A 24,423-nucleotide genomic window follows, 5' to 3' on the forward strand; every position below is an offset into this window, starting at 1 on the left:
GCGCAGGCCGGTGCGGTGCTCCGGAGCGCTCAATCATGCGAGCAAAGGTACCTCGCCCGTTGGTCAGGAAGCAGACCGCTCGATCTCGACCCGCTCGATGACGACGTCCTGGAGCGGACGGTCGCTCGGGCCGGTCGGGGTGCTGGCGATCGAGTCGACGACCTTCACCGACTGCTCGTCGGCGACCTGCCCGAAGATGGTGTGCCGGTTGTTGAGGTGCGGCGTCGGCGACACGGTGATGAAGAACTGCGAACCGTTGGTGCCCGGTCCGGCGTTCGCCATCGCCAGCAGGTACGGCCGGTCGAAGCGCAGCTCCGGGTGGAACTCGTCCGCGAACTTGTAGCCCGGTCCGCCCCGGCCGGTGCCGGTCGGGTCGCCCATCTGGACCATGAATCCGCTGATCACGCGGTGCGAGATGGTGCCGTCGTAGTACGGCCCACTGCCCGGCTGACCGGTGCGCGGGTCGGTGTACTCCCGGTTGCCCTCAGCCAGGTCGATGAAGTTGCGGACCGTCTTCGGCGCGTGGTTCGGGAAGAGCTCCAGCCGGATCGGGCCAGCGTTGGTGTGCAGGGTGGCGTAGACAGCCTCGGCCACGGGTACTCCTCACTTGTTGGTCAGTTCCATGCGGATCCTCCCATGTGCCCGATCTGGCATCGCGGAGGCATCCGAAGGTGGAGGATGACGAAGGAACAACTCCCAGGAGGTAGGACCGTGTTTGGATTCGGGCGGCGTAAGTCCCAGGGGCAGCTGGCGAAGGCCGAGCTGAACCAGAGCATCAGCCACCTGATGCAGGCAGCCAACCACGCAGCCAAGGGCGCTGGCGCAACCGTCGGTCCGCGGGTCCAGGTGGCCCGGGGCTACGTGGCACCGACCGCAGTGAAGGTGCGCGACCGCGCGTCGACCGGCTGGGGGACGACACTCACCACGCTGGCACCGCTGGCCGCGGCGGCCCGTGACGGCGCCGCGCAGGCAGGGCCGCTGACCAGGAAGGCCAAGTCGAAGACCATGCGGATCACCGGTAAGAAGAAGCAGCCGCGTCGTCGCGGCTCGATGATGACCGGCCTGTTGGCAGCGGGTGTCGTCGCCGGCGTGGCCGGCGCGGTGGCCATGCGCCGTCGCCGCGAGCAGCAGGAGTGGGCCGAGTACGACCCGACCCGCACCTTGGACCCGATGCGCGACGAGGTCGACTCGATCGAGGTGCGCACGCCGTCCGCCACCAAGGGGAGCGACGGGTCCGCGATGACCGGCGGGTCCGCCATGACCGGTACGGCGGGGATGACGGGTGCGGCGGGGATGACGGGTGCCGGCAGCTCGGCGGTGGCCGGCGGCAGCAGCGCCAGCACCACCGGCACGGCCAAGCAGACCAGCGTCCGGCCGACCGACAAGGTCCCCTCGGTCGCCGAGGGTGCCACGGACGTCTCCGGCCGGCCGACCGACGACCTCACCAAGGCACTGGGCAAGGACACGGCCCGCACCAACGGCCGTCGCTGACCCAGCGACAACGCATCGAGCGCCGGCGCAGCGGGGTCACCCCCGCTCGCCGGCGCTGTCGCGTGCCAGCGCTCGGCGTTCGCTCCGCGTCAGCGGCGGTCGGTCAGAGCCAGCCGTTGCGGCGGAACCAGCGGTAGAGGGCCAGCGAGATGCCGAGCATGATGGCCAGGACCACCGGGTAGCCGTATGTCATCTTCAGCTCGGGCATGTTGTTGAAGTTCATCCCGTAGATACCGGCGATGGCGGTCCACACCGCGGCGATACCGGCCCAGGCGGCGATCTTGCGCATGTCGTTGTTCTGGTCGACGGTGACCTGGGCGAGCCGCGCCTGGAGGATCGAGTTCAGCAGGTCGTCGTAGGAGTTGACCTGCTCCACGGTGCGGCTCAGGTGGTCCTGCACATCCCGGAAGTAGCGGCGGATCTCCTTGGGCACGTCCCGGTTGACCTGGGAGGTCAGCGTCATCAGCGGCCGCTGCAACGGCACCACCGCCCGCTTGAACTCCACCAGCTCCCGCTTCATCTGATAGATCCGCTGGATCCGCCCATGGCTGTGGCGGTCGAAGACCTCGGCCTCCAGCATGTCCAGGTCGTCCTCGAGTTGGTCGGCCACCTCCAGGTAGAGGTCGACCACCCGGTCGGTCACCCCGTACGCCACCGCCCACGGGCCCTGGAGCAGCAGATCCTCCTTGGTCTCCAGGTCAGCGCGGATCGGGGCGAGCCGGCAGGCGTCGCCGTGCCGGACGCTGATCACGAAGTTCGGGCCGATGAAGAGCATCACCTGCCCGGTCTCCACGACCTCGGAGTTCTCGGTCAGCTCGGCGTGCTCGCAGTACCTCGCGGTACGCAGCACCAGGAAGACGACATCGCCGAACCGCTCCAGCTTGGGGCGCTGCTCCGCCTTGACGGCGTCCTCGACGGCGAGTTCGTGCAGACCGTAGGTCTCCGCGATGGCGGTCATCTCGGCCAGCTCCGGTTGGTGCAGACCGAGCCAGACGAAGCCGTGCTCCTCGCGGCGGGCCGCCGCCAGGGCGTCCGCGTACGTCCACTCGCCGGGTTGCCGCTTGCCGTCGACGTACAGCGCGCAGTCGACCACCGAGCTGCGGTCGGTGCCGGTCGGGGTCGGCACGGGCGGCGAGCCGTCGGCGTTGAGGATCCGGGTCATCGCCCGGACCGGGGAGGGCCAGGCCCGAGGTCGCAACACCCGACCGGGGGTGGACGACGCCGTCCGGTCCCGCTCTGTGCGATCCGTCATCGCGTCACCTCCCACGCTCGGCTGCGGCTTGCAGGCTACGCCGACTGCGGTCGAGGACATGTGTGACGGCGGTCGCGTGGGGGTGGTGCCGGGTGGGCCGGGCCGCATCGGGGGGTGTGCGGGGACGACACGGCCCACCCGGCACCGGTGGGGGCGGGAGGTTGTGCTGCCGCATCGTCCGAGATGGGGGGCCGGCCCGGAGGCCGGGCGGTGATCTCCGCTACATCACGGGCGACGCTCGCAGCATTGTGGGCCGCCGGCCGCCCCGGACGGGAGTCCCGGGACGGCCAGCATCGTCGTTCTGTCAGGAACCCGACAGTTGACTCAGGCGCGGACGGCCTCGACGGCCTCCGCGAGGCGACGGACACCCTCGTCGATCCGGTCGGCGGTCACCGCCGAGAAGGCCAACCGGAGGGCGTGCTGCCCACCGTCCAGCACGAAGTCACTGCCCTTGACCACGGCGACCCCACGCTCGGCGGCAGCCGGAGCGAGCCGGTCGACCAGCACGTCCTCCGGGAACTCCACCCAGAGGAAGTAGCCGCCGTCGGGCTCCACGAAGCGCGCCTGCGGCAGGTGCCGACGCAACGACTCGGCGAGCACCTGGGCCCGCTCACCCAGCGCCGCGCGGACCGTCTCGATCGAGCGGTCGATGTCACCGGAGACGCAGAACTGGTGCACGATCGCCTGCGACACCATGCCGGGCGAGATGTAGAGGCTGGTCGCGTTCTTGGCGATGTCGGCGATCAGGTCCGCCGGGCCGACCAGATAACCGACCCGGACACCCGGGCAGACCGTCTTGGTGAAGCTCGACGCGTGCACCACCACGTTGCGGGTGTCCAGCGAGAGCATCGACGGCAGCGCCTCGCCACGGAAGCGGATGTCCGCGTACGGGTCGTCCTCGAAGATCGTGAACTCGTACTCGGCGGCCAGGTCGAGCAACTCCCGACGCTTCCCCTCCGAGAGCGTCATGCCGGCCGGGTTCTGGTAGTTCGGGATCACGTGCGCGAGCCGGGGTCGGACCCCCGACTCCAGCAGCTTGCGCAGCTCGGCAGTGTCCAGGCCGTCCGGCTGGACCGAGATGCCGTGCAGCTCGCTGCCCATCCGCTGGAGGTTGAGCAGCGTCCGGTCGTACGTCGGGCGTTCCACCACCACCGCGTCGCCCGGGCGGACCAGGTGGTCGAAGAGGAACGCGTCGGCCTGAAGCGATCCGTTGGTGACCAGCACCTGGTTGGCTTCCACCCCGTGCTTCTCGGCGATCCACTTTCGCAGCGGAAGGTAGCCGACGGAGGTGCCGTACGCCGTGACCCCCGCAGGGTCGGCGTCGAAGGCGCGGACGGCGGCGGCCTTGAGCCCCTCGACATCGACGATGTCCAGCGAGGGAGCCCCACGGGCAAAGGAGATCAACTGCTCGGCGGTCATGGATGTTGAGCGTACGGGCGGCGATGGGGGACGCGCGGACGGCACGGCGATGTCCGCATCCTGAGCCACCGGGACGGGTGACCCGACTCCACCGGTCGGCGACAGATCAGACCGGAAGGGCGAGCGCGTCGTGGTGCGCCGCCCGGGAAAGTCCCTCCAACTGCACGCCGAGCGCGTCGAGGAGCTGGCTCCAGTCGAAGTAGGAGCGCCAGGCGGTGATCCGACCCTTGCGGGCCCGGACCACGTCGGCCACCTCCCAGCTCACCAGCCGGCCGGTGGGAGCGACGGTGCCGTACGGCGAATGCAGCGTGCCGGTGTGGGTGCCGGTCAGACGCAGCTCGACGGCGGCGCCACCGCCGGTGCGAACCGTGCCCAGCGGGTCGACCCGCAGGTCTCCGAAGGCGCCCGTCCAGGTGCGCAGGAGTGCGGGCAGCTCGATGGGACGGACCGTCACGCCCGGCATGGAGTAGAACGCCTCCGGGGCGTAGAGATCCGGTAGACGGGCCACGTCCCGGCGCAGGAGCATGGCGTACTGCTGCTCGACCAGCCGCTCCGCGTCGCGCATCGGGACCTCCCCCGCGGGCCACGGCATCTCCGCGCCCGCGAGGAATCCCTACCCGTCTATCCGGGCACGCACACCTGCGCGGGCCGAGATTCCGGCCCCGGCCGGGTCAGGTCGTGGAGACGGCGGCCTGATCCTCCGCCCACACCCGCATGATGTCCCGCACGGAGATCACCCCGGCCACCTCCCGACCGTCCAGCACCACCAGGTGCCGGAACCCGCCCCGGGCCATCGCCGCGGCGGCCTCGGCCACCGTCCACTCCGGCCCCGCGTAGACCACGTCCCAGGTCAGGTGGGCACCGGTGCGTTCCACGTCACAGTCCAGGCCGGCGCCGATTGCCTTCAACACGTCGCGTTCGGTCATGATCCCGACGCCCTCGGAGTCCGGATCGATCACGACCGCCGACCCGACACCGCGGGCCGACATCATCCGGGCCGCCTGGCGGAGCGTGTGCTCCGGACCGACGACGAGGACCTGGCTGGACATTGCATCCCGTACCTGCATCACACATCACTCCCTTGGGACGGTGGCATTCGGTACCGACATGGTCGTCCGTGGATGTTTCCGGGACAAGACCGAGCCTCGGCGCAACAGCGGACGCTCGCTACTGTCGAGCGGTGTCCACCGAGCCCCTGCGCTGCGCCGGCGCGCTGATCGTCGACCACGACGGCCGCATCTTCTTTCAGCGCCGCTCACCCCAACGGCGCCTCTTCCCCAACTGCTGGGACATCGTCGGCGGCCACCTGGACCCCGGCGAGGACATCGACGAGGCGCTGCGCCGGGAGATCACCGAGGAGACGGGCTGGGTCCTCTCGCACGTCCTCGGCCAGGTGGGCGAGTACCGCTACGTCGGCGACGACGGCCTGGCCCGCATCGAGTACGACTTCCTGGTCCGTGTCGACGGCGACCTCGACCGCCCGAGGTTGGAGGCCGGCAAGCACACCGAATACCGCTGGCTGGCTGAGGACGAGGTGACAGTGCTGGACGAGCACCGCCACGTCAACGACGGGCTGATCCGGCGGATCGCGGAAGAGGGCTTCGCCGTCCTGCGGTCGATCGGTCTGTGAACACCGTCGAGCTGGCGCCGCACCGGTTCGCCGGGCTGCTCGCCCCGGCCGTGGACCGGGCCTTCCGCGCCGGCATGCTGGCCGGCCGCGACGGTGGCGGGGCCGTTCTGTCCCAGCGGTACGGAGGAGTGGCGGCGACCGGCTTCCTGGTCGACCTGCGCACCCGACTGGCGGCACCCGGTGGCACTGTCGACGGGCCCGGGTTCGCGGCGATCACCCGTTACCAGGACCCGGTCGTCTGCCGGCGGACGGTGGACAAGCAGGTGGCGTACGGGATGCTCCACCGCGGCCCGGACGGCACACTCTCCGCCACCGAACGGGGAGCGGCCTTCCTCACCGAGCTGTACCAGGTGCACGCCGAGGTCACCGAGGAACTGTGGGCCGGGCACGGCGAGCGGGTGTCACGGCTGGTGGCAGCCCTCGGCCGGCTGCTGTCGTACGCCCTGGTGCTGGCCGACGAGGCCGGCGATCGCGGCGGCTCCGCCTTCGCCGCGATGGCACCCCCGCACGAGCCGGACGGCATCCCGTCGGGCGTGCTGCTGCTCAACCGGCTCGGCACGCTGCGATACCACCGGGCCGACGCGCACGCCGCAGCCTGGGAAGCCGCCGGGCACACCGCATCGAGCGTCGCCGCCCTGCCGGCCGGCCCCGAGCGGACCGCCATCGAGCTGGAGACCGACCGACGGGCGGCCGGCCCGTACGCCGCTCTCGGCGCGGAGGAGCGACTGACGATGCTCGCCGACCTGGCGGCGTTGCCCGGCTGACCCGGTTGACCAGAGCGGCTCGACCAAGCGGCGCTATCCTCCAGCGATGACGGGGAGCAGGACGAGGGAGGATGTCGCGATGATCGGAATGGTGCTCGCGGCCGGAGCGGGACGCCGGCTGCGCCCGTACACCGACACCCTGCCCAAGGCGTTGGTGCCGGTGGACGGCGAGACCACGATCCTGGACATCGCGCTGGGCAACCTCGCCGAGGTCGGGCTCACCGACGTCGTGATCGTGGTCGGCTACGCGGCGGACGCGGTCCGTGAGCGGCAGGCCGACCTGGAGAAGCGGTACGGGGTGACGATCACCCTGGTGCACAACGACAAGGCCGAGGAGTGGAACAACGCCTACTCGCTCTGGCTGGCCCGGGAGTACTTCGCGCGCGGGGTGCTGCTGGTCAACGGGGACACCGTGCACCCGGTGAGCGTGGAGAAGACCCTGCTCGCCGAGCGTGGCCCGGGCATCCTGCTCGCAGTGGACACCCTCAAGCCGCTGGCCGAGGAGGAGATGAAGACCACCTTCGACGCCGCCGGTCAGCTCACCCGTATCACCAAGATCATGGACCCGGGCGAGGCGTACGGCGAGTACATCGGCGCCACGCTCATCGAGCCGCAGGTCGCCGACGCCCTCGCCGACGCGCTGGAGGCGACCTGGCGACGGGACCCGAACCTCTACTACGAGGACGGCTACCAGGAGTTCTCCGACCGGGGCGGGGAGGTGCGGGCGGCGCCGATCGGTGACGTCCCCTGGGTCGAGGTCGACAACCACGCCGACCTGGCCCGCGCGCGGGAGATCGCGTGCCGCTACTAGCTCGGAGCATCCTCACCCCGCTGCACATCGACGTGCGACGCGGGGCGGTCGCCGACCTGGGCGCGATCCTGGCCGACGGGCGGATCTCCTCCGGGGGCGACGTCGCGGTGGTGGTCGGCCCCGGTCAGGGCGCCCAGATCGCGGAGTTGATCCGACCGTCGCTGCGCTCCGCGGACGTCTTCACCGTCTCCGGCGGGACGCTGGACGCCGCCGACGACCTGGGCGGCAAACTCCGCGCCCGGTCGTACGACGCGGTCGTCGGCATCGGCGGCGGCAAGACCATCGACGTGGCCAAGTACGCGGCGACCCGTCGAGGGCTACCGATGGTGTCGGTGGCGACCAGCCTCGCCAACGACGGGATCGCCTCCCCGGTGGCCAGCCTGATCACCGACGGGATCAAGGGCTCCTACGGGGTCCACATCCCGATCGGGGTGATCGTCGACCTGGACTTCGTGGAGAGCGGCCCGGACCGGCACAACCGGGCCGGCATCGGCGACGTGATCAGCAACATCAGCGCGCTGGCCGACTGGGAGCTGTCCCGGCAGGTACGCGGTGAACCGGTCGACGGGCTGGCCGCCTCGCTCTCCCGAGCGGGCGCCGAGGCGGTGCTCAACCACCCGGGCGACATGAGCGACGACGCCTTCGTGATCGTCCTCGCCGAGGCGTTGATCTCCAGCGGCCTGGCGATGGCTGTCGACGGCACCAGCCGTCCGTGCAGCGGCGGTTGCCACGAGATCATGCACGCGGTCGACTCGCTCTTCCCCGGCACCGCCTCACACGGCGAGCTGGCCGGGATGGGCGCGCTGTTCTGCACCTGGCTGCGCGGAGACCTGCGCCGGTTCGGGGAGATGTCGGCCTGCCTCGCCCGACATGGTCTGCCCCGGCTCCCCGCCGAGGTGGCGCTCACCGACGACCAGTTCGTCGAGGCGGTGCAGTTCGCGCCGCGTACCCGGCCGGACCGCTACACCATCCTGGAGCACCTGGCGCTGTCGCCTACCGAGACGCGGGAGCGGCTGGCAGACTACGCCGGTGCAATCCGCGACCAGCTTGGCTGACCCCCGTCCCACCGTCGCCGACTTCCACCGGGTGAACCGGGGCGGCGGCCTGTTCAGCGAGTCGATCAGCCAGTGGCTGGGGGCCGTCTTCGCGTTGGTCGCCCAGCGGCTCGGGTTGCGCCCCACCGCGTTGACCATCAGCAACCTGGTGCTCGGGCTGGCCACCTCGGTCACCGTCGTGGCGCTAGCCGGCCCGGTCGCCGACGGCGACGTACCGGCCTGGGCGGTCGGCCTGCTCGCCCTGATCGGCTGGCAGGTGGCGTACTCCCTGGACTGCGCCGACGGACAGCTGGCCCGGGTGACCGGCCAGGGCAGCGCGGCCGGCGCCCGGATCGACATCCTCTGCGACGTGGCCGCGCAGATCGCCCTGGTGGCCGCGCTCGCCGCGACCGCCGTGGCGCAGGAACCCTCCACCCCGACCTGGCTGGTGGCGACCTTCGCGGGCACCTGGATGGTCAACCTGGTCACCTCGGTGATGCAGGCCGGCCCGAACGCCGCCAGCATGGTCACCTCGACCTCGCTGCCGGTCCGCGTGGTGAAGCTGATCCGCGACTACGGCGCGGTGATCTTCGTGGCCGCCCTGGTGCTGGCCGTGGCCCCCGCGCTGGTCCTCTGGGTGATGGTCGCGTTCACCATCGTCAACGGCGGCTTCCTGCTCGCCAGCATCGCCTTCTCCGCCCGCGCCTCCCTGCGCTGACCGCCACTGCCCAGAACGCGTCCGCACGCGCCACCCGCGCCGCTCGCGCCGTTGGCCCGCTCGCCCTCACGCCGCACGCCCGCACGCCGCACGCCGCACGCCGCACGCCGCACGCCCGCAAGATCCACCCAACTTCCCCGAAGTTGCTGCCTCGGGGTCGCGGGAGACCCCAACATCCCTGATGTGGCGCGGATCTTGCCGGCAGATCCGCTCGTCCGCTTCTGCGGTGCGGCGCGGGTGCGACCCGGCGCGGTACCCAAGATCGTGCGGAAGCGTCAGGTGCAGGAGCGTCAGGTGCGGCGGTTCAGACGTGGTTGGGGTTGCGGGCTACGCCCGCGTAGATGTCGATGAGCTGCTTGGTGACCACGTCGGGGTGGAAGGTGCGCTCGTAGCGAGCGCGGGCGGTCAGCGCCAGCCCGGGGGCGCCGGCCCGAGCGATGGGCAGGGCGGCGGCGAGCGCGGCGGGCTCCGGTGCGACGACCCAGCCGGCATCGCCCAGACCGATCCCGTCCGGCATCGGCGACCCACCACCACCGCCAGCGACGGCGGAGGCGACCTGCGCCGGGCCGGTGCCGGCGGGCTCGTGCGGGGCGTCGGCTCCGACCAGGTAGGGGATGCCGCCCAACGCCGTGCCGAGCACCGGCCGGCCGCTGGCCAACGCCTCGATGATCACGGTCGGCAGTACGTCGTGCCACATGGAAGCGGCGATCACCACCGCGCTCGCCTCGACGGCGGCCCGCACCCCGGCACGGTCGAGTTGACCGAGGTAGACGACGTCGGCCCGCTCAGCGGCGGCTGCCTCCACGAGCGGGCGCAGCTCGCCGTCGCCCGCTATGCGCAGCGTGCCCAGCGCACCCACCGGGTGCCGGCGCCAGGCGTCCAGCAGCAGGTCGACGCCCTTCTCCGGGGAGAGCCGGGCCATGTAGAGGAACCCGTCACCGAGCGGCGTCGGCCGGCCCGGGTCGGGCACCGAGTTCGGCTTCACCACGATCCGTTCGTCCGGTATGCCGTAGTCACGGAGGTGATCGGCGATCGCCGAGGTGAGCGCGACGTACCGGTCGACGGAGCGCCAGGTGCCCCGGTGCACGGCAAGGGTGGTCGCCATCAACGCGCTCTGGGCCGCCGAGTCGCGGTAGCAGCGGTGCTTGATCGCCGGCACACCCAGCGCCCGGCCCTTGCAGTCCTGGCAGATCACGCCGTCGCGGAAGTAGATCCCCGAGGAGCAGACCTGCCGGTAGTTGTGCACCGTCTGCACCACCGGCACGCCGTGGCGGTGCGCGGTCCGCACCACCCACGGCGACAGCAGGGGGTACGGGTTGTGCAGGTGCAGAACGTCCGGTCGGTGCTCGGTGAGCAGTCGGCTCAGGTCGTGCTGGGCGCGCGGCGCCCAGATCGGCGAGATCGGCAGCAGCGCCTTCGCCACCTTCGACATCGACGGGATCTCGTCCGAACTGCGGATGAACGGCAGCACCTCGACGCCGGCGGCGGTCAGCTGAGCGATCTCCGAGTCGACGATCGTGTTCTCGCCGGAGGGCTGTGCTTCCCGGTACCGGTTGTGCGCCACCACGATTTTCACGGAGCCTTGCCTTTCGTTCCCGGCCGTGCCGGCTTCTGCCCCCCGCCTGCGCGAAGGCTCGCTAGATCACGTCTGCGGGCTTGCAGGCTCACGCCTCGCGCTCGCGACAGGGACTCGCGAGCTGATTCCGCACGCTCACCGGAAAGAAGGCTACCGTTGTGTCGTGCCCGAGCTACCGGAGGTTGAGGCGCTCGCGGGTTACCTGCGACAGCGCGCGGTGGGCCGGCGTGTCGACCGGCTGGAGATCGCCGCGATCAGCGCCCTGAAAACGTACGAACCGGCACCGACAGCGGTTGCCGGTCGAGCGGTGGTCGATGCCAGCCGGCACGGCAAGTTCCTCGACGTGCTCTTCGAGGGCGACCTGCACCTGGTGGTGCACCTGGCACGGGCTGGCTGGCTGCACTACCGGGAGGCGTTCCCGTCCACCACCCCGTTGCGTCCCGGCAAGGGCCCGATCGCGGTGCGCGTACGCCTCGACGACGGGTCCGGCTTCGACCTGACCGAGGCCGGCACCCAGAAGAAGCTGGCCGCGTACCTGGTCAACGACCTGGCGACGGTGCCCGGGGTGGCCAAGTTGGGCCCGGACGCGCTCTCCGCGGACCTGCCCACCTTCGCCGAGCGGCTGCGGAGCCGGCGGGGGCAGGTCAAGGGGGTGCTGACCGACCAGTCGGTGCTGTCCGGGGTGGGCAACGCATACTCCGACGAGATCCTGCACGCCGCGAAGCTGTCCCCGTTCGCCATCACCAACCGGCTCACCGACGACCAGATCGCCACCCTGCACGCGGCCACCCGGCAGGTCCTCGGTGACGCGGTCGAGCGGTCCCTCGGTCAGCGGGCGGCGGAGCTGAAGGGCGAGAAGCGGTCCGGGTTGAAGGTGCACGCCCGCACCGGGCTGCCCTGCCCGGTGTGCGGGGACACCGTGCGTGAGGTGTCGTTCGCCGATTCGAGCCTTCAGTACTGCGCGACGTGCCAGACCGGCGGCAAGCCGCTCGCTGACCGACGGTTGTCTCGTCTCGTACGGTGAGTAGCCCCACTCGGCGACTACGGAGCGGAATCGCCCTTACTGAGCGGAAGCTCCGGTCCGCCATTCTGGCCACGCGCGCATCCATCGGTATAGTGGCCCGGTCCCCGGCTTCTGAAATGGTGCGGAGCCGGCCAGATCCCGCCGGCACCATCGGTCGCCAATCTCCTTCGGGGCGGCGACCGGTCGGAGCCCGCGTGGGAGACTGGGACGGTGGGCGACCCGGGCCCTCACTGCGAGTGAGCGGCCCGTGTCATGCGGGAGGACATGGGTGAGGTGACGGCAAGCCTCCAGCGCCCGGTATCCAACGAAGGCCGGAGCAAACTCGTGCGGCACGTCGACAGCTTCGAGATCCAGCCGCCGACGCCGTCGTCACACAACGGCGTCCCCCGATCGGCGTGGACCAGGGCGCGACGTCGTGTCTCCCGTTGGCACCGCCCCTACATCGCGATCCTGCTGCTGCTCGACTTCGGCGCGGCGGCATTCGCCAGCTGGATCGCGATCCAGCTCTTCGACCAGGCCGCCTCCGGATTCTCCGGCACCAAGCAGGACCCGACCTGGTTCCACACGATCTCCTACCTGCTGCTCCCGCTCGGCTGGGTGGTCATCCTCTGGAGCAACCGGGCGTACGACCGGCGCTACCTGGGGTTGGGCCCGGACGAGTTCAAGCGGGTGATCCGGGCTGGGGTGACGGTCGCCGCGAGTGTCTCGTTCCTCGCCTTCGCCACCAAGACCGAGTTGTCCCGTTGGACGGTCGGCACGGCCCTGCTCGGGGCACTGCTGTTGATCCTGTGGGGCCGGTTCGTAGCCCGTTGGGCGCTGCACTACATCCGGCGGCGGGCCGGTCAGGCCGCGCATCGGATGGTGCTGGTCGGCACCCTGCCGGAGTGCCTGGAGGTCTACGCGGCGGTCACCCGCAACCCGAACGCCGGGCTGGTGCCCGTCGCCATCCACATCACCGACGGCTATGCGGCGGCCCGGGGCATGCCGACCCCGGTTCCGATCTACGCCGGTCGCGACGTTCTCGCCCTGGTCCGGGAGGTCGGTGGCGACACGATCGCCGTCTGTGGGTCGGCCAGCGCCGAGCCGGGCGAGCTGCGCCGGCTGGCCTGGCAGTTGGAGGGCTCGGGCGTCGACCTGGTGGTCGCACCGCAGTTGACCGACATCGCCGGCCCCCGGGTGCACATCCGGCCGATCGAGGGTCTGCCGCTGCTGCACGTCGAGGAACCGACCCTCTCCGGGCCGGCGCTACTGGCCAAGAACCTGATGGACCGGGTCGCCGCCGGTCTCGGCCTACTGCTGCTGATCCCGCTCTTCGTGGGCATCGCCGTTGCTATCACGATCTCCGACCGGGGGCCGGTCTTCTTCCGCCAGCCCCGGGTGGGGCACGAGGGGCGCACGTTCCGGGTGTGGAAGTTCCGGACCATGTACGTCGACGCCGAGGACCGGCTGGCCAGCCTTGTCGACCGGAACGAGACCGACGGCATGCTGTTCAAGATGAAGCAGGACCCGCGGGTCTTCCCGGTCGGTCGCTTCCTGCGGGCCACGTCGCTGGACGAGCTGCCGCAGCTGATCAACGTGCTCTGGGGTGAGATGTCGCTGGTCGGGCCCCGCCCGCTGCCGGCCGACGACGGCGACTTCCTGGGCGACGTGCGCCGCCGCCTGCTGGTCCGCCCCGGCATGACCGGGCTGTGGCAGGTCTCCGGCCGCTCCGACCTGTCCTGGGACGAGTCGGTCCGACTGGACCTCTACTACGTCGACAACTGGTCGCTGGCGTACGACCTCAGCATCCTGTGGCGCACCGTCGGCGTGGTGCTCGCTCGCAAGGGCGCGTACTAGGGGCTTGGCGCGCAGGCCCGCAGGGGCAAGGATCGCTGCGTGGCTGCCAACCTCTCCGCCGTGGTCGGCGTCGTCTCGCTCGTCACCGCGCTGACCGCCGCCCTGTTGGCGGTGCTGCGTCTACGGGCTCGCCGGGGCATCGCCACCGCCACCCAACGGGCCACCTACGAGGTGCTGCACACCGCCGGTCTGGCCGCCGAGCCATTGCGAGCGGGGCTGAGCGAGGCGGGCGCCGCGAAGGCCGTACGCCATCTGCGGGCTCTGGTGGGCGCGGCCGGGCTGGCGCTCGCCAACGCCGACCGGCTGCTGGCCCTCGACGGGCGCGGCACGCACCACGGCGAGCAACTGCTCGCGGCGGCCCAGCGGACGGTGGACACCGGCCGCTCGACGGTGCTCGGTGAGCAGGAGCTGCACTGCGACCGGGTCGACTGCCCGATCCGAGGGGCGGTGGTCGCGCCGTTGCAGGGGGCGGACGGCCGGGTGGTCGGCGCGTTGGTGGCCATCGCCGACAGCCCACCACCACCGGGGTTGGTGCAGGCCACCCTGGAGACGGCGCACTGGGCCGGTAACCAGCTCGCCCTGGCCGAGCTGGATTCGTCCCGCGAGCGGCTGGCCCGCGCCGAGATCCGCGCGTTGCGGGCGCAGATCAGCCCGCACTTCATCTACAACGCGCTGACCGCGATCGGGTCGTTCGTCCGCACCGACCCGGAGCGGGCCCGCGAGTTGATCCTGGAGTTCGCGGAGTTCACCCGGTACTCCTTCCGGGCGCACGGGGAGTTCACCACTCTCGCCGAGGAGCTGCGCTCGATCGACCGGTACCTCACCATCGAGCGGGCTCGATTCGGCGACCGGTTGCAGGTGCGGTTGCAGATCGCCCCGGAGGTGCTGCCGGTGACGTTGCCGTTCCTCTGCCTGCAACCGCTGGTGGAGAACGCTGTTCGCCACGGGTTGTCCCGCAAGCCGGGCACGGGCATGGTGAGCATCGAGGCCCGGGACGCGGGCGCCGAATGCCACATCACGGTGGAGGACGACGGAGTGGGAATGGATCCGACCACGCTGACCGCCGGCATCGCCGAGCTGGCCCGCGGCACTGGCGACCCGGGCGACGACACGGGCCAGCACGTCGGTCTTTCCAACGTCGACGAGCGGCTGCGGTCGGTCTTCGGGGACCGGTTCGGCCTGGTCGTGGAGACCGGGCTGGGCTCGGGCACGAAGGTGAGCATGCGGGTGCCGAAGTTCCACCCCGGCGTACGGGCAGGGTCGTGAGCGAGCGAAGCGGGACGGGTGCGGTGAACGCGTCCGGTTTTCTGCGGGTGCTGGCGGTGGACGACGAGCCGCCCGCACTCGACGAGCTGGCGTACCACCTGCGGGCCGACCCCCGGGTGGCCCGGCTGCACACGGCCGGTGACGCGACGGAGGCGCTGCGGCTGCTCCGGGACGGTGACGTGGACGTGGTCTTCCTGGACATCCGGATGCCCGGGCTGGACGGGATGGAGCTGGCCCGGGTGCTGCGCCGGTTCGCCCGGCCGCCGGCGATCGTCTTCGTCACCGCGTACGACGACGGCGCGGTGGACGCCTTCGACCTGGGTGCCACCGACTACGTGCGCAAACCCGTTCGCGCCGACCGGCTGGCCGAGTCACTGCGTCGGGTGATCGGGTCGCGGGTGGTGCCGTCGCACCCGGCGGCGCTGGCCCGCGCCGAGGAGGACCCGACCATCCCCATCGAGTTGGCCGGCACCACCCGGATGCTGCCCCGCTCGGCGGTGCGGTGGGTGGAGGCGCAGGGTGACTACGCCCGGTTGCACACCGCCGAGGGGTCGCACCTGGTGCGGGTCTCGCTGGCCACACTGGCGGAGCGTTGGGCGGATGCCGGTTTCGTCCGGGTACACCGGTCGTACCTGGTGCAGTTGAAGTTGATCGCAGAGCTGCGGCTGGTCAACTCCGGCTACGTCGTGGTGATCGACTCCACCGAGCTGCCGGTGAGCCGGCGGCACACCCGGGAGCTGAAGGACAAGCTGGTCAGGGCCGCGAAGCAGGACTGGAGTCGGTGATCCGGGAATGAGACGACAGCTGCCGTACGTTGTACGCTAGTCCGTACGACTTCCGGAGGCTGCCGTGACTGATTCCCCGTTCGACGCCGAGACCGAGTTCGACCGTCAGGTCGACCGTCTGGTCCAGCTCGGCTACCCCGCCCTCGCCGGGCTGCCCGAGCGCGCCTTCCGCGACCTCGTAGCGCCGCTGCGCGCGAGGGCGATCGAGGGTGCCGACGGGCTGTCCGCCCCCACCGACGCCCGGGTGCCCTTCCTGCTGGTCATCACCCGCGACCTGGTCGGCGTGCAGGAACGACTGGAGCTCACCACGCTGGCCGGCAAACGCAAGCCCGGCGTCCTGGACCGCCACTACGCCGAAGACGACCTGCCGCGCTTCGACCCGATCAAGGAGCTGGAGGTGCCGGGCGGACCGGCGTACCTGCTCTTCGACGTCGACCGGGGCGAGGAGTTCCGCAACCTGGCCCCGGCCACCGCCATGGAGGGGATCACCGCCCAGGGTCGGCTGCCGCTCACCATCGACGAAGGTCTGGCCTTCGTCACGCTGCACCCGGCCGCGCTGGCGAGCAACCGGTGCTTCTCGCTCGTCGGGTCCCGATGCGGCGACAAGCGGGTGCCTGCGCTCTGGATCAGCCAGGGCGCGCCGAAACTGGGCTGGTGCTGGTACGGCAACCCGCACACCTGGCTCGGCTCCGCGTCGGCTCGGCCCGAGCGAGTCGGCCTGGAGTGACCGTCCGCTGAGGAGGGATGACCGGCCGCGCGGTTTCGCCTGACCGGCCCTCCCGGCTGACATAGCCGATGGCCTATTCTCCGAGTGCCGATTCCGTTACGGGGCGCAGGGTCGGTGTGGGCGGAGCCTGCTCAGGCCGCCCCGCCACCCTCACGTGGGGAAATCCATGAAGCTGTTCCCAGCCCGCCGTGCCCTGCTGGCCGGTGCCATCGTGGCGGCACTCGTGCTGCCCGGTGCCACACCGGCACAGGCCGCGGCAACGGGTGCCATCAGCGGACGACTGACCACCAGCACCGGCACACCCGCCGCAGAGGTCCTCGTGCAGGTCTACGAGACTGAGAGCTACAACTACGTCGACAACGCCAGCACCAGCGCCGACGGCAACTACACCGTCTCCGGGTTGCCCGCAGGCTCGTACCTGGTGGGCTACTTCCCGCTCGAGCAACCTGAGCAGTATTACCGCCAGCATCCGACGATCTGGGACGCCACCCCGGTGACCGTCACCGCCGGTGGCACCACAAGGGCCGACGATCAGCTCTTCGGCACCGGCACGATCAGCGGCCAGATCGTCAACGCCGCAGGTGACCCGTTGCCGGACCTGTCCATCGACGCCCGAGAGGTCGACACGGACGCCTGGGCCGGGGGTCGCACGGACGACCAGGGACGGTTCACCTTCGTCACGCGGCCGGGCCGCTACATCCTGAGCCTCCAGCCGATCCAGGGCTCCGACCAGGCGCAGTACGTGCCCGGAACGACCGACCGGGAGAGCGCCAGCGTCTTCGAGGTGAAGGCGGACGAGACCACGGTGGTGAACGAGACGGCGTTGCCGGCGGGCGGCCTCAGCGGCCGCTTCACCACTGCCGCCGGTGCTCCGCTCACCGACGCCCAGGTCATCGTCAGCACCACCACCGGTTCCAGCGGCGCCTACCTGCAGACCGACGCGAACGGCGAGTTCAGCGCGCAACTGCTCCCAGGCTCCTACATCGTCGGCCTGTTCGCCGGTGACCGGCAGCAGTACTACCGCGGCAAGTTGACGTCCGAGGAAGCCGACCACGTCGAGGTGCGGGGCGGTCAGCAGACGACGATCACGGACTCACTGCTGGGCACCGGCTCGGTCACGCTGCAGGCGGTCGACTCGGTCACCGGGGCGCCCATCGCCGACTTCTGCGCCGAGTCGGTGTGCAGCAACGGCACGGGCACGGTGACCGTCACCGACCTGCCGCAGGGTCGCCACACCCTCTACCTGGACGCACCGGACCGGCTCCACTTCAACCGCGAGGTGACCGGGGTGCGGGTGAAGGCGAACGGCGACACCAAGCTGACCGTGAAGATGCGGCCCGGCGCGGTCATCAGCACCACCATCGTGGATCGGCAGAGCGGCGCACCGGTGGCGGACATCTGCCTGGACACCTTCCTGCCGAAGCAGGCGTCGCTCGGGGACGGCTACGGCGACTGCAGTGACCGCAACGGCAAGATCCAGGTGGGACCACTCGCCGCCGGCAACTACAAGCTCCTCGCGGTGCCGCGTAACGACACCTACGGCCGCCAGTGGGTCGGTGCCGACGGCGGCACCGGCGACGAGCGGCAGGCAGTGGCGGTCACCGCGACCGCTGGCCAGGTCGTCACCGGGCCGCAGGTCAAGATGGACCGGGCCGGCACGATCACCGGCACGGTCACCGATCCGACGGGGCAGCCGGTGCCGAACGCGGGCGTGTCGGTGTTGACCGCTCACCCCGGTGTCGGCGCCGAGGACGCCACCACCGACGAGCACGGCGTCTACACGCTCAAGCGGCTTGGCCCGTACGCGTGGCCGCTGGTGGTCGCCGCCAACCCGTACGCCAGTGAGTGGTCCGGCGACAAGACCAGCCGGTTCACCGCCACCCCGGTGACGGTGACCGCCGGGGCGGCCGCCACCCACAACGTTCAACTCGACCAGGGCGTCGAGCTGACCGGCACCTTCCGTGCGCCGGACGGCACGCCCTTCACCAGCGGTTTCATCATCGCCCGCAGTGCCGACACCGGTGACGTCGCGGGCAACGTGTGGTTCACCGACGGGCAGTTCAGACTGCACCTCAAGGGACCGCAGCGGATCTTCTTCACCTACAACACATCGCTCGGTGAGAAGCAGTTCGACGGTCGCTACCTGGTCACCCAGCCGGACGGCACCCGCAAGCTGGGGCTTTTCACCGTCCCGGCCAGCGGCAGCATGTCCGTGGACCTGGTCGTACCGACCAGCTGACGGTTCGACGTGGCGGGGCCGGTGGCGCGTGCCACCGGCCCCGCTCCGTGCCCGGGAAGGCCGGTTCTGGCAGCGGCCAGCCGGCATGGTGGCGGAGTTATCCACAGCCGTGAACCGTTCTCCACAGGTTATTCACAACGCCACCCACTGATCTCCACGGCGGCTCCCTACAGTCGAGACCCATGACGCAACGCCGGGTACTGGTGGTCGAGGACGAACGGACCATCGCCGAATCCATTGCCGCCCGCCTCCGCGCCGAGGGCTTCAGCGTGGAGATCGCGGCGGACGGGCCCAGCGCGGTCGAGCAGTTTCGCAGCGGCCAGCCGGACCTCGTCGTCCTGGACGTGATGCTGCCCGGCTTCGACGGCCTGGAGGTGTGCCGGCGGATCCAGGCCGACCGTGCGGTGCCGGTGCTGATGCTCACCGCCCGCGACGACGAGACGGACCTGTTGGTGGGGCTCGCGGTCGGTGCGGACGACTACCTCACCAAGCCTTTCTCGATGCGGGAGCTGGCCGCGCGGGTGCACGTCCTGCTGCGCCGGGTGGATCGGGCCGCCACCCCCGCGCCGCCAGCCATCCGCCTCGGCGACATCGAGATCAACGAGGCCGAGCGGCGGGTCCGCCGGGACGGCGCGGACGTGCACCTCACGCCGACGGAGTTCGACCTGCTGGTCCACCTCGCCGGGCGGCCCCGCACGGTGCTTCCCCGGGAACGGCTGCTCGCCGATGTCTGGGGATGGGTCGACGGGAGCGGCACCCGCACTGTGGACAGCCACATCAAGGCCCTACGCCGCAAGCTGGGCGCCGATCTCATCCGCACCGTGCACGGGGTCGGCTACGCCCTGGAGCTGCCGTCGTGACCGCCGCCCTGCCCACCCGCCTGGACCGGGTGCTGGAACTGCTGCCCCGCCCGCTGGATCCGGTGCGCTCGATCAAGCTGAAACTGGGCGTGCTGCTGGTCGTCTCCGGTGCGGCCGGCCTCGGGTACTTCTCGTACGGCATCGGCTGGCCACCACCGGTGACCTCGGCGACCGCCATCGCCGTCGCCCTGCTCACCTCCCAGGTCCTCGCCCACGGGATGACGTCGCCGCTGCGGGAGATGACGGCGGCGGCCGGCGCGATGGCCCGGGGCGACTACACACGACGGGTCCGCGCCACCTCCCGCGACGAGGTCGGTGAGCTGGCCCAGGCGTTCAACAAGATGGCCGCCGACCTCCATGCCGCAGACCAGCGCCGGCGTGAGCTGATCGCCAACGTCTCACACGAGCTGCGTACGCCGATCACCGCGTTGCAGGGTGTGTTGGAGAACATGGTGGACGGGGTGGCCGATCCCGAGCCTGCGGCGCTGCGCTCGGCGCTGGCCCAGACCGAACGGCTCGGACACCTCGTCGCCGACCTGCTCGACCTGTCCCGCCTCGACGCCGGGGTGGTGCCGCTGCGCCGGGTACGGATGGACGTGTGGGACTTCCTCGACGAGGCGGTTGAGCACGCGACGGCCAGCGCGTCCGGCGCTGGCATGGACGTGCACTTCGAGCTTCGCGAGTTGCTGACACCGCTGGCGGTCAACGCGGACCCGTGGCGGTTGCACCAGGTGTTCGCGAACCTGCTCGACAACGCGGCGCGGCACAGCCCACCCGGCGGCGTCGTGCGGGTCAGCGCCGAGGAACACGGTGACCAGCTCCGGTTCGAGGTGAGCGACGAGGGCCAGGGCATTCCGGCGGACGAGCGTTCCCGGGTCTTCGAGCGGTTCACCCGCGGCGACCGGGCGGCCGGCGGCGGGACGGGTCTCGGTCTGGCGATCGCGCGATGGGTCGTCGAGTTGCACGGCGGCCAGATCCGGGTCCTCGATCCGGTCGGACCGCACCGGGGAGACCAGCCCGGCTGTCGCATCCAGGTCACCATCCCGATCGACGGGCCACACCGAAAAGAGGCCGCATGACCAGCCCTGGCAGCGTTCCCGTTCCGGCCACCGGGCCGACCGGAGCGCAGATCCCCCACCCGGCAGACCCGGCACGGTTGCCCCGGCGGCCACCGGTCGGCCCCAACCGTGGCCGGTCACGCCGGCCCTGCCCAGGCCGCCGTCACTGATCGCGCGCCGCTGGCCAGGGCCGTCCGGCTCCGCCCGACCTCTGGTCCTGGCAGCCTTGACGGCGGCGACCGTCGTCGGCGCGTCCACGCTCACGATGGTTCGTCCCGGTCTCGGCTGGCTGGTGGCCGCGCTGGCCAGCACCGCCGCCCTCGTCACCGCCGCGCTGAACACCACCGCCAAGCCTCCGACGAACACCCCCACGACCGCGGCACCATCCGGGCCGACGAGCCCCGGAACGGTCGCCGCAACACCGACCGCCACGCCTGCTCCGCCAGCCGCGGCGACCACCGCCCGTCCCGGTGCCCCCGTGGCACCGGGGCGGGCGGCACAGGTCGCCTGGGCTGCCGCGACGGTCGCGTTGGTCGCCGTCGGCACGGTCCGGGCCGCCGGCTGGCTATTCGCCCTCTGCCTGCTCGCGGCCGCGGTGACCGGGACGCTCGCGGTGACCGGTGGGCGAAGCCCGCTCGGGATGCTGGTCGCCGCGACGCTGCCGCCCGCCGCGACGGTACGGGCGCTCCCCTGGGCGGTACGCGGGCTGCGGTTCGGACAGCCGGCCACCTCGGGTATCGCGGTCGGGCGCATCCTGACCAGCCTGGCGATCTCGGCCGGCCTGCTGCTGCTGTTCGGTCTGCTCTTCTCCTCCGCCGACGCGGTCTTCGAGAACCTGGTCACCGGCCTGCTGCCGGACGTCTCGTCGGTCGGAGTGCTCGGCTGGCTGGCGCGGCTGGCGCTGATCGGCGGAGCCCTGCTCGGTGGCGCGTTCCTGGTCAGCCGTCCACCCGATCTGGAGGGTCTGCGCCCGACACCACCCCGACCGGCTCACCGGTTGGAGTGGACCCTCCCGCTGGTGTTGCTGGTCGCCCTGTTCAGCGTGTTCGTGCTGGTCCAGCTGACGGTGTTGTTCGGCGGCGCGGGGCACGTCCTGCGCACGGCCGGGCTCACCTACGCCCAGTACGCCCGCGGCGGGTTCTGGCAGCTGCTCGCCGTCACCGCACTCACCCTGCTGGTGATCGCGATCGCCGCCCGCCGGGCACCGAAGGCCACCCGGGCGGACCGCCTGCTGGTGCGCGTCCTGCTCGGCACGCTCACCGGGCTCACCCTGGTGATCGTCGCCTCGGCGCTGTACCGGATGCAGGTCTATGCGGACGCCTACGGCGCCACCCGGCTACGGCTCGTGGTGGCCACCATCGAACTCTGGCTCGGGCTGCTCTTCGTGCTGGTCGGGGTGGCGGTGGTGCGGTTGCGGGCCGACTGGCTGCCCCGGTTGGTGATCGGCACGGCGGTGCTGGCCCTGCTCGGACTGGCCCTGGTGAACCCGGACCGGTTGATCGCCGACCGGAACGTCGACCGATACCTGCAGACCGGCCGGCTGGACGTCACCTACCTGTCCGGGCTGTCGGCGGACGCCGTACCGGCACTGGCCCGGCTGCCCGAGCCGATGCGCGTCTGCGCGTTGGGGCAGATCGCCGCCGAGCTGCCCTCGGACGGCCTGTGGGGGACGAACCTCGGCCGGGATCGGGCGCGGCGTGAACTCAGCAGCATCCCGCTGACCGCGCGGGCCGACTGCAACGGTGGCCGGTCCTGGTGACCGGAGCGGCTTGACAATCCCGCCCGGCGGGCGAGACTGCCGGGGTGGCCAAGCAACTCCCTGACGTGGGGTCGGGCGGTGCGGTACCGCCGCCCCGGCGGGCTCGGATCGTGCTGGCCGAGATCACCCGGCAGGACACCCGCGCCGAACGGACCCGCGCCGAGCTGGCCCAGCAGACCCAGGTCGGTGAGGCGCTGGTCCGCGGCCTGGTCCGGGCCCAACTCGCGCTGGCGTTGCGGCTCTCGCTGGTGGTGGTCATCGGGTTGGGTGGGCTGCCGTGGCTGTTCGCCATCGCGCCGTCGCTGGGCCGGACCACCATCGCCGGCGTCAACCTGCCGTGGCTGCTGCTCGGGGTTGCCTCCTTCCCGTTCCTGATCGGGGTGGGCTGGGCGTACGTGCGGCTGGCCGAGCGCAACGAGCAGGACTTCAGCGACCTGGTGCAGCGGCCGGAGCGCTGAGGTGAGCAACGATTTCGTGGTTCCGGCCATCGTGGCGGTCACCCTGGTCACCGTCGGGATCGGCTTCTACGGGCTGCGGCTGGCCCGGACCACGTCGGACTTCCTGGTCGCGTCGCGGGCGATCAGCCCAACGTGGAACGCGGCCGCGATCGGCGGGGAGTACCTGTCCGCGGCGAGCTTCCTTGGCATCGCCGGCCTGGTCCTCAAGGACGGCGTGGACGTGCTCTGGTACCCGGTGGGGTTCGCCGCCGGCTACCTCGCCCTGCTGCTCTTCGTGGCGGCACCGCTGCGCCGCTCCGGGGCGTTCACCCTGCCCGACTTCTGCGAGCTGCGGCTGGGGTCCCGCCGGCTGCGCATCCTGGCCACCGCCTTCGTGATCTTCATCGGTTGGCTGTACCTGGTGCCGCAGCTCCAGGGCGCCGGGCTGACGCTGGCAACGGTGGCCGGCTCCCCGTACCCGGTGGGCGCCCTGCTGGTGGCCGCCGTGGTCACCGCGAACGTGGCGCTGGGCGGGATGCGGGCGATCACCTTCGTGCAGGCGTTTCAGTACTGGCTCAAGCTGACCGCGCTCGCCGTACCGGTGATCTTCCTGGCGTTGCAGTGGCAGGCCGACGGCCGCCCGGCGGTGACCCCGCCCGACGGGCCGACGTTCCGGGTCGAGACCACCGTCGTGGTCGAGCACCGCGCGACCCTCACCCTGCCCGACGGCGAGATCCGGGAGGTACGCCCCGGCGACGAGCTGACCTTCGCCGCCGGCGACCCGGTGCCGGACGTGTCCGGGGTGGCCGCCGACGCCAGCGACTGGTTGCTGCCCAGCGCCGCGGGTGACGACGACCGAGGGCTCTTCGGGACGTACTCGCTGATCCTTGCCACGTTCCTGGGCACCATGGGCCTCCCGCACGTGCTGGTTCGCTTCTACACCAACCCCGACGGCGCGGCGGCCCGCCGGACAACCCTGGTCGTGCTGGCCCTGGTCGGTGCCTTCTATCTGCTGCCCACCCTGTACGGGGTGCTCGGCCGGATCTACACCCCGCAGTTGCTGGTCAGCGGGCAGACCGACGCGGTGGTGGTGCTGCTGCCCGGCGCGGCCCTCGGCGACGGGACGGTCGGGCGGCTGCTCACCGCGCTGGTCTCGGCGGGCGCGTTCGCGGCCTTCCTCTCCACGTCGTCCGGGCTGCTGACCAGCGTCGCCGGGGTGATCTCGACGGATGTGCTCGGCCGAGGCTCGGTACGCGGCTTCCGTCTGGCCACGGTGATCGCCGGAGCGGTGCCGACGGTGCTGGCGCTGCACGTCTCCGGACTGGACGTGTCGCAGGTGGTCGGGCTGGCCTTCGCGGTCGCCGCGTCGAGCTTCTGCCCGCTGCTGGTGCTCGGCATCTGGTGGCGTGGCCTGACCGACCTGGGCGCCGCCGCCGGTGTGCTGGTCGGCGGCGGGGCGGCGATCGGCGCGGTGCTGGTGACGGTGCTGGGCCCGCCGCTGTCCGGCTGGCCGGCCACGCTCACCACCCAGCCGGCCGCCTGGACGGTGCCGTTGGCCTTCACCGTGATGGTCGCGGTGTCCATGGCCACCCGTCGCCGTGCCCCCGCCGACGTCGCGGCCACCATGCTCCGCCTGCACACCCCGGAAGCCCTCCGGATGTAGAGCGCTCTGAGGGGCCTGTCCACCTCGGGGATGATCTCGGGTCCGCCCGTCGCGGGACGACGGAGCTGGCGATC

The 24,423-nt window shown here is 71.4% G+C and carries 23 protein-coding genes; 17 read left to right on the plus strand and 6 right to left on the minus strand.

Translation table 11 applies throughout. The annotated features are described in order from the left end of the window. Positions 1–63 precede the first annotated feature (63 nt). Positions 64–594 (minus strand): peptidylprolyl isomerase, encoded by a 531-nt coding sequence (locus GA0070619_RS27450; protein ID WP_088950697.1) that lies wholly within the window; start codon positions 592–594, stop codon positions 64–66. 84 nt (positions 595–678) lie between these two features. On the opposite strand from GA0070619_RS27450, the gene GA0070619_RS27455 reads away from it, so the two are divergent. Further along, a complete protein-coding gene (locus GA0070619_RS27455; protein WP_088950698.1) occupies positions 679–1,491 on the plus strand; it encodes a hypothetical protein in 813 nt (270 codons plus the stop codon). Between the two features lie 103 nt (positions 1,492–1,594). Here GA0070619_RS27455 and corA read toward each other — a convergent pair whose 3' ends face one another. The 4 genes from corA to GA0070619_RS27475 form a co-directional block, all read right to left on the minus strand. Next, positions 1,595–2,743: a magnesium/cobalt transporter CorA gene (corA, locus tag GA0070619_RS27460; protein ID WP_088950699.1), complete on the minus strand. Its 1,149-nt coding sequence runs from the start codon at positions 2,741–2,743 to the stop codon at positions 1,595–1,597. Between the two features lie 324 nt (positions 2,744–3,067). Next, positions 3,068–4,162: an aminotransferase-like domain-containing protein gene (locus GA0070619_RS27465; RefSeq protein ID WP_088950700.1), complete on the minus strand. Its 1,095-nt coding sequence runs from the start codon at positions 4,160–4,162 to the stop codon at positions 3,068–3,070. A 106-nt stretch (positions 4,163–4,268) separates the two neighbouring features. Next, complete coding sequence (locus GA0070619_RS27470; RefSeq protein ID WP_088952089.1) at positions 4,269–4,727, minus strand: ester cyclase; 459 nt, start codon at positions 4,725–4,727, stop codon at positions 4,269–4,271. Positions 4,728–4,833: 106 nt separating this feature from the next. Further along, a complete protein-coding gene (locus GA0070619_RS27475) occupies positions 4,834–5,229 on the minus strand; it encodes a CBS domain-containing protein (protein ID WP_088950701.1) in 396 nt (131 codons plus the stop codon). Between the two features lie 113 nt (positions 5,230–5,342). On the opposite strand from GA0070619_RS27475, the gene GA0070619_RS27480 reads away from it, so the two are divergent. The 5 genes from GA0070619_RS27480 to GA0070619_RS27500 all read left to right on the plus strand — a co-directional run bounded on the left by GA0070619_RS27480 (position 5,343) and on the right by GA0070619_RS27500 (position 9,119). After that, on the plus strand, positions 5,343–5,792 hold the full coding sequence (locus GA0070619_RS27480) for an NUDIX hydrolase (protein ID WP_172862130.1): 450 nt from the start codon (positions 5,343–5,345) through the stop codon (positions 5,790–5,792). Continuing rightward, complete coding sequence (locus GA0070619_RS27485; protein ID WP_088950703.1) at positions 5,789–6,556, plus strand: hypothetical protein; 768 nt, start codon at positions 5,789–5,791, stop codon at positions 6,554–6,556. Before GA0070619_RS27480 ends, GA0070619_RS27485 begins: the two co-directional genes overlap by 4 nt. 79 nt (positions 6,557–6,635) lie before the next feature. Next, positions 6,636–7,367 carry a phosphocholine cytidylyltransferase family protein gene (locus tag GA0070619_RS27490; RefSeq protein ID WP_088950704.1) on the plus strand — a complete coding sequence of 244 codons (732 nt, stop codon included), beginning with the start codon at positions 6,636–6,638 and terminating at the stop codon, positions 7,365–7,367. Continuing rightward, positions 7,355–8,422: an iron-containing alcohol dehydrogenase family protein gene (locus GA0070619_RS27495; RefSeq protein ID WP_088950705.1), complete on the plus strand. Its 1,068-nt coding sequence runs from the start codon at positions 7,355–7,357 to the stop codon at positions 8,420–8,422. Before GA0070619_RS27490 ends, GA0070619_RS27495 begins: the two co-directional genes overlap by 13 nt. Continuing rightward, entirely contained in the window at positions 8,397–9,119 is a 723-nt protein-coding gene (locus tag GA0070619_RS27500) for a CDP-alcohol phosphatidyltransferase family protein (RefSeq protein WP_088950706.1), read from the plus strand. Before GA0070619_RS27495 ends, GA0070619_RS27500 begins: the two co-directional genes overlap by 26 nt. 304 nt (positions 9,120–9,423) lie before the next feature. Here GA0070619_RS27500 and GA0070619_RS27505 read toward each other — a convergent pair whose 3' ends face one another. Further along, the gene (locus GA0070619_RS27505; protein ID WP_088950707.1) at positions 9,424–10,695 is read right to left on the minus strand and encodes a glycosyltransferase; all 1,272 of its coding nucleotides are present in this window, start codon (positions 10,693–10,695) and stop codon (positions 9,424–9,426) included. 163 nt (positions 10,696–10,858) lie between these two features. Between GA0070619_RS27505 and GA0070619_RS27510 the strand changes: the two genes are divergently transcribed. The 11 genes from GA0070619_RS27510 to GA0070619_RS27560 all read left to right on the plus strand — a co-directional run bounded on the left by GA0070619_RS27510 (position 10,859) and on the right by GA0070619_RS27560 (position 24,349). Then, a complete protein-coding gene (locus GA0070619_RS27510; protein ID WP_088950708.1) occupies positions 10,859–11,719 on the plus strand; it encodes an Fpg/Nei family DNA glycosylase in 861 nt (286 codons plus the stop codon). 264 nt (positions 11,720–11,983) lie between these two features. After that, positions 11,984–13,555 (plus strand): sugar transferase, encoded by a 1,572-nt coding sequence (locus tag GA0070619_RS27515; protein ID WP_172862246.1) that lies wholly within the window; start codon positions 11,984–11,986, stop codon positions 13,553–13,555. Between the two features lie 39 nt (positions 13,556–13,594). Next, positions 13,595–14,821, plus strand: a complete 1,227-nt coding sequence (locus GA0070619_RS27520; protein WP_088950710.1) for a sensor histidine kinase — start codon at positions 13,595–13,597, stop codon at positions 14,819–14,821. Positions 14,822–14,844: 23 nt separating this feature from the next. After that, positions 14,845–15,606, plus strand: a complete 762-nt coding sequence (locus GA0070619_RS27525; protein ID WP_088950711.1) for a LytR/AlgR family response regulator transcription factor — start codon at positions 14,845–14,847, stop codon at positions 15,604–15,606. Between the two features lie 64 nt (positions 15,607–15,670). Continuing rightward, complete coding sequence (locus GA0070619_RS27530) at positions 15,671–16,333, plus strand: DUF5701 family protein (protein WP_088950712.1); 663 nt, start codon at positions 15,671–15,673, stop codon at positions 16,331–16,333. 166 nt (positions 16,334–16,499) lie between these two features. Beyond that, positions 16,500–18,572 carry a carboxypeptidase-like regulatory domain-containing protein gene (locus GA0070619_RS27535; protein WP_088950713.1) on the plus strand — a complete coding sequence of 691 codons (2,073 nt, stop codon included), beginning with the start codon at positions 16,500–16,502 and terminating at the stop codon, positions 18,570–18,572. A 182-nt stretch (positions 18,573–18,754) separates the two neighbouring features. Beyond that, the gene (locus tag GA0070619_RS27540; protein WP_088950714.1) at positions 18,755–19,432 is read left to right on the plus strand and encodes a response regulator transcription factor; all 678 of its coding nucleotides are present in this window, start codon (positions 18,755–18,757) and stop codon (positions 19,430–19,432) included. Next, a complete protein-coding gene (locus GA0070619_RS27545; RefSeq protein WP_197699702.1) occupies positions 19,429–20,511 on the plus strand; it encodes a sensor histidine kinase in 1,083 nt (360 codons plus the stop codon). Before GA0070619_RS27540 ends, GA0070619_RS27545 begins: the two co-directional genes overlap by 4 nt. A 244-nt stretch (positions 20,512–20,755) precedes the next feature. Then, positions 20,756–22,249, plus strand: a complete 1,494-nt coding sequence (locus tag GA0070619_RS27550) for a DUF4153 domain-containing protein (protein ID WP_088952091.1) — start codon at positions 20,756–20,758, stop codon at positions 22,247–22,249. A 44-nt stretch (positions 22,250–22,293) separates the two neighbouring features. After that, complete coding sequence (locus GA0070619_RS27555) at positions 22,294–22,707, plus strand: DUF485 domain-containing protein (RefSeq protein WP_231927173.1); 414 nt, start codon at positions 22,294–22,296, stop codon at positions 22,705–22,707. 1 nt (position 22,708) lies between these two features. After that, positions 22,709–24,349 carry a sodium/solute symporter gene (locus GA0070619_RS27560; protein ID WP_088950715.1) on the plus strand — a complete coding sequence of 547 codons (1,641 nt, stop codon included), beginning with the start codon at positions 22,709–22,711 and terminating at the stop codon, positions 24,347–24,349. Positions 24,350–24,423: the final 74 nt, after the last annotated feature.

It is taken from the genome of Micromonospora zamorensis, assembly GCF_900090275.1.
Taxonomy (GTDB): domain Bacteria; phylum Actinomycetota; class Actinomycetes; order Mycobacteriales; family Micromonosporaceae; genus Micromonospora; species Micromonospora zamorensis.

Excerpts from the sequence above, each read along its gene's own strand:
- GA0070619_RS27455 (WP_088950698.1), top strand. The coding sequence starts at position 679 with ATGACGAAGGAACAACTCCCAGGAGGTAGGACCGTGTTTGGATTCGGG.
- corA (WP_088950699.1), bottom strand. The coding sequence starts at position 2,743 with ATGACGGATCGCACAGAGCGGGACCGGACGGCGTCGTCCACCCCCGGT.
- GA0070619_RS27465 (WP_088950700.1), bottom strand. The coding sequence starts at position 4,162 with ATGACCGCCGAGCAGTTGATCTCCTTTGCCCGTGGGGCTCCCTCGCTG.
- GA0070619_RS27470 (WP_088952089.1), bottom strand. The coding sequence starts at position 4,727 with ATGCGCGACGCGGAGCGGCTGGTCGAGCAGCAGTACGCCATGCTCCTG.
- GA0070619_RS27475 (WP_088950701.1), bottom strand. The coding sequence starts at position 5,229 with ATGCAGGTACGGGATGCAATGTCCAGCCAGGTCCTCGTCGTCGGTCCG.
- GA0070619_RS27490 (WP_088950704.1), top strand. The coding sequence starts at position 6,636 with ATGATCGGAATGGTGCTCGCGGCCGGAGCGGGACGCCGGCTGCGCCCG.
- GA0070619_RS27515 (WP_172862246.1), top strand. The coding sequence starts at position 11,984 with ATGGGTGAGGTGACGGCAAGCCTCCAGCGCCCGGTATCCAACGAAGGC.
- GA0070619_RS27535 (WP_088950713.1), top strand. The coding sequence starts at position 16,500 with ATGAAGCTGTTCCCAGCCCGCCGTGCCCTGCTGGCCGGTGCCATCGTG.
- GA0070619_RS27540 (WP_088950714.1), top strand. The coding sequence starts at position 18,755 with ATGACGCAACGCCGGGTACTGGTGGTCGAGGACGAACGGACCATCGCC.
- GA0070619_RS27550 (WP_088952091.1), top strand. The coding sequence starts at position 20,756 with ATGGTTCGTCCCGGTCTCGGCTGGCTGGTGGCCGCGCTGGCCAGCACC.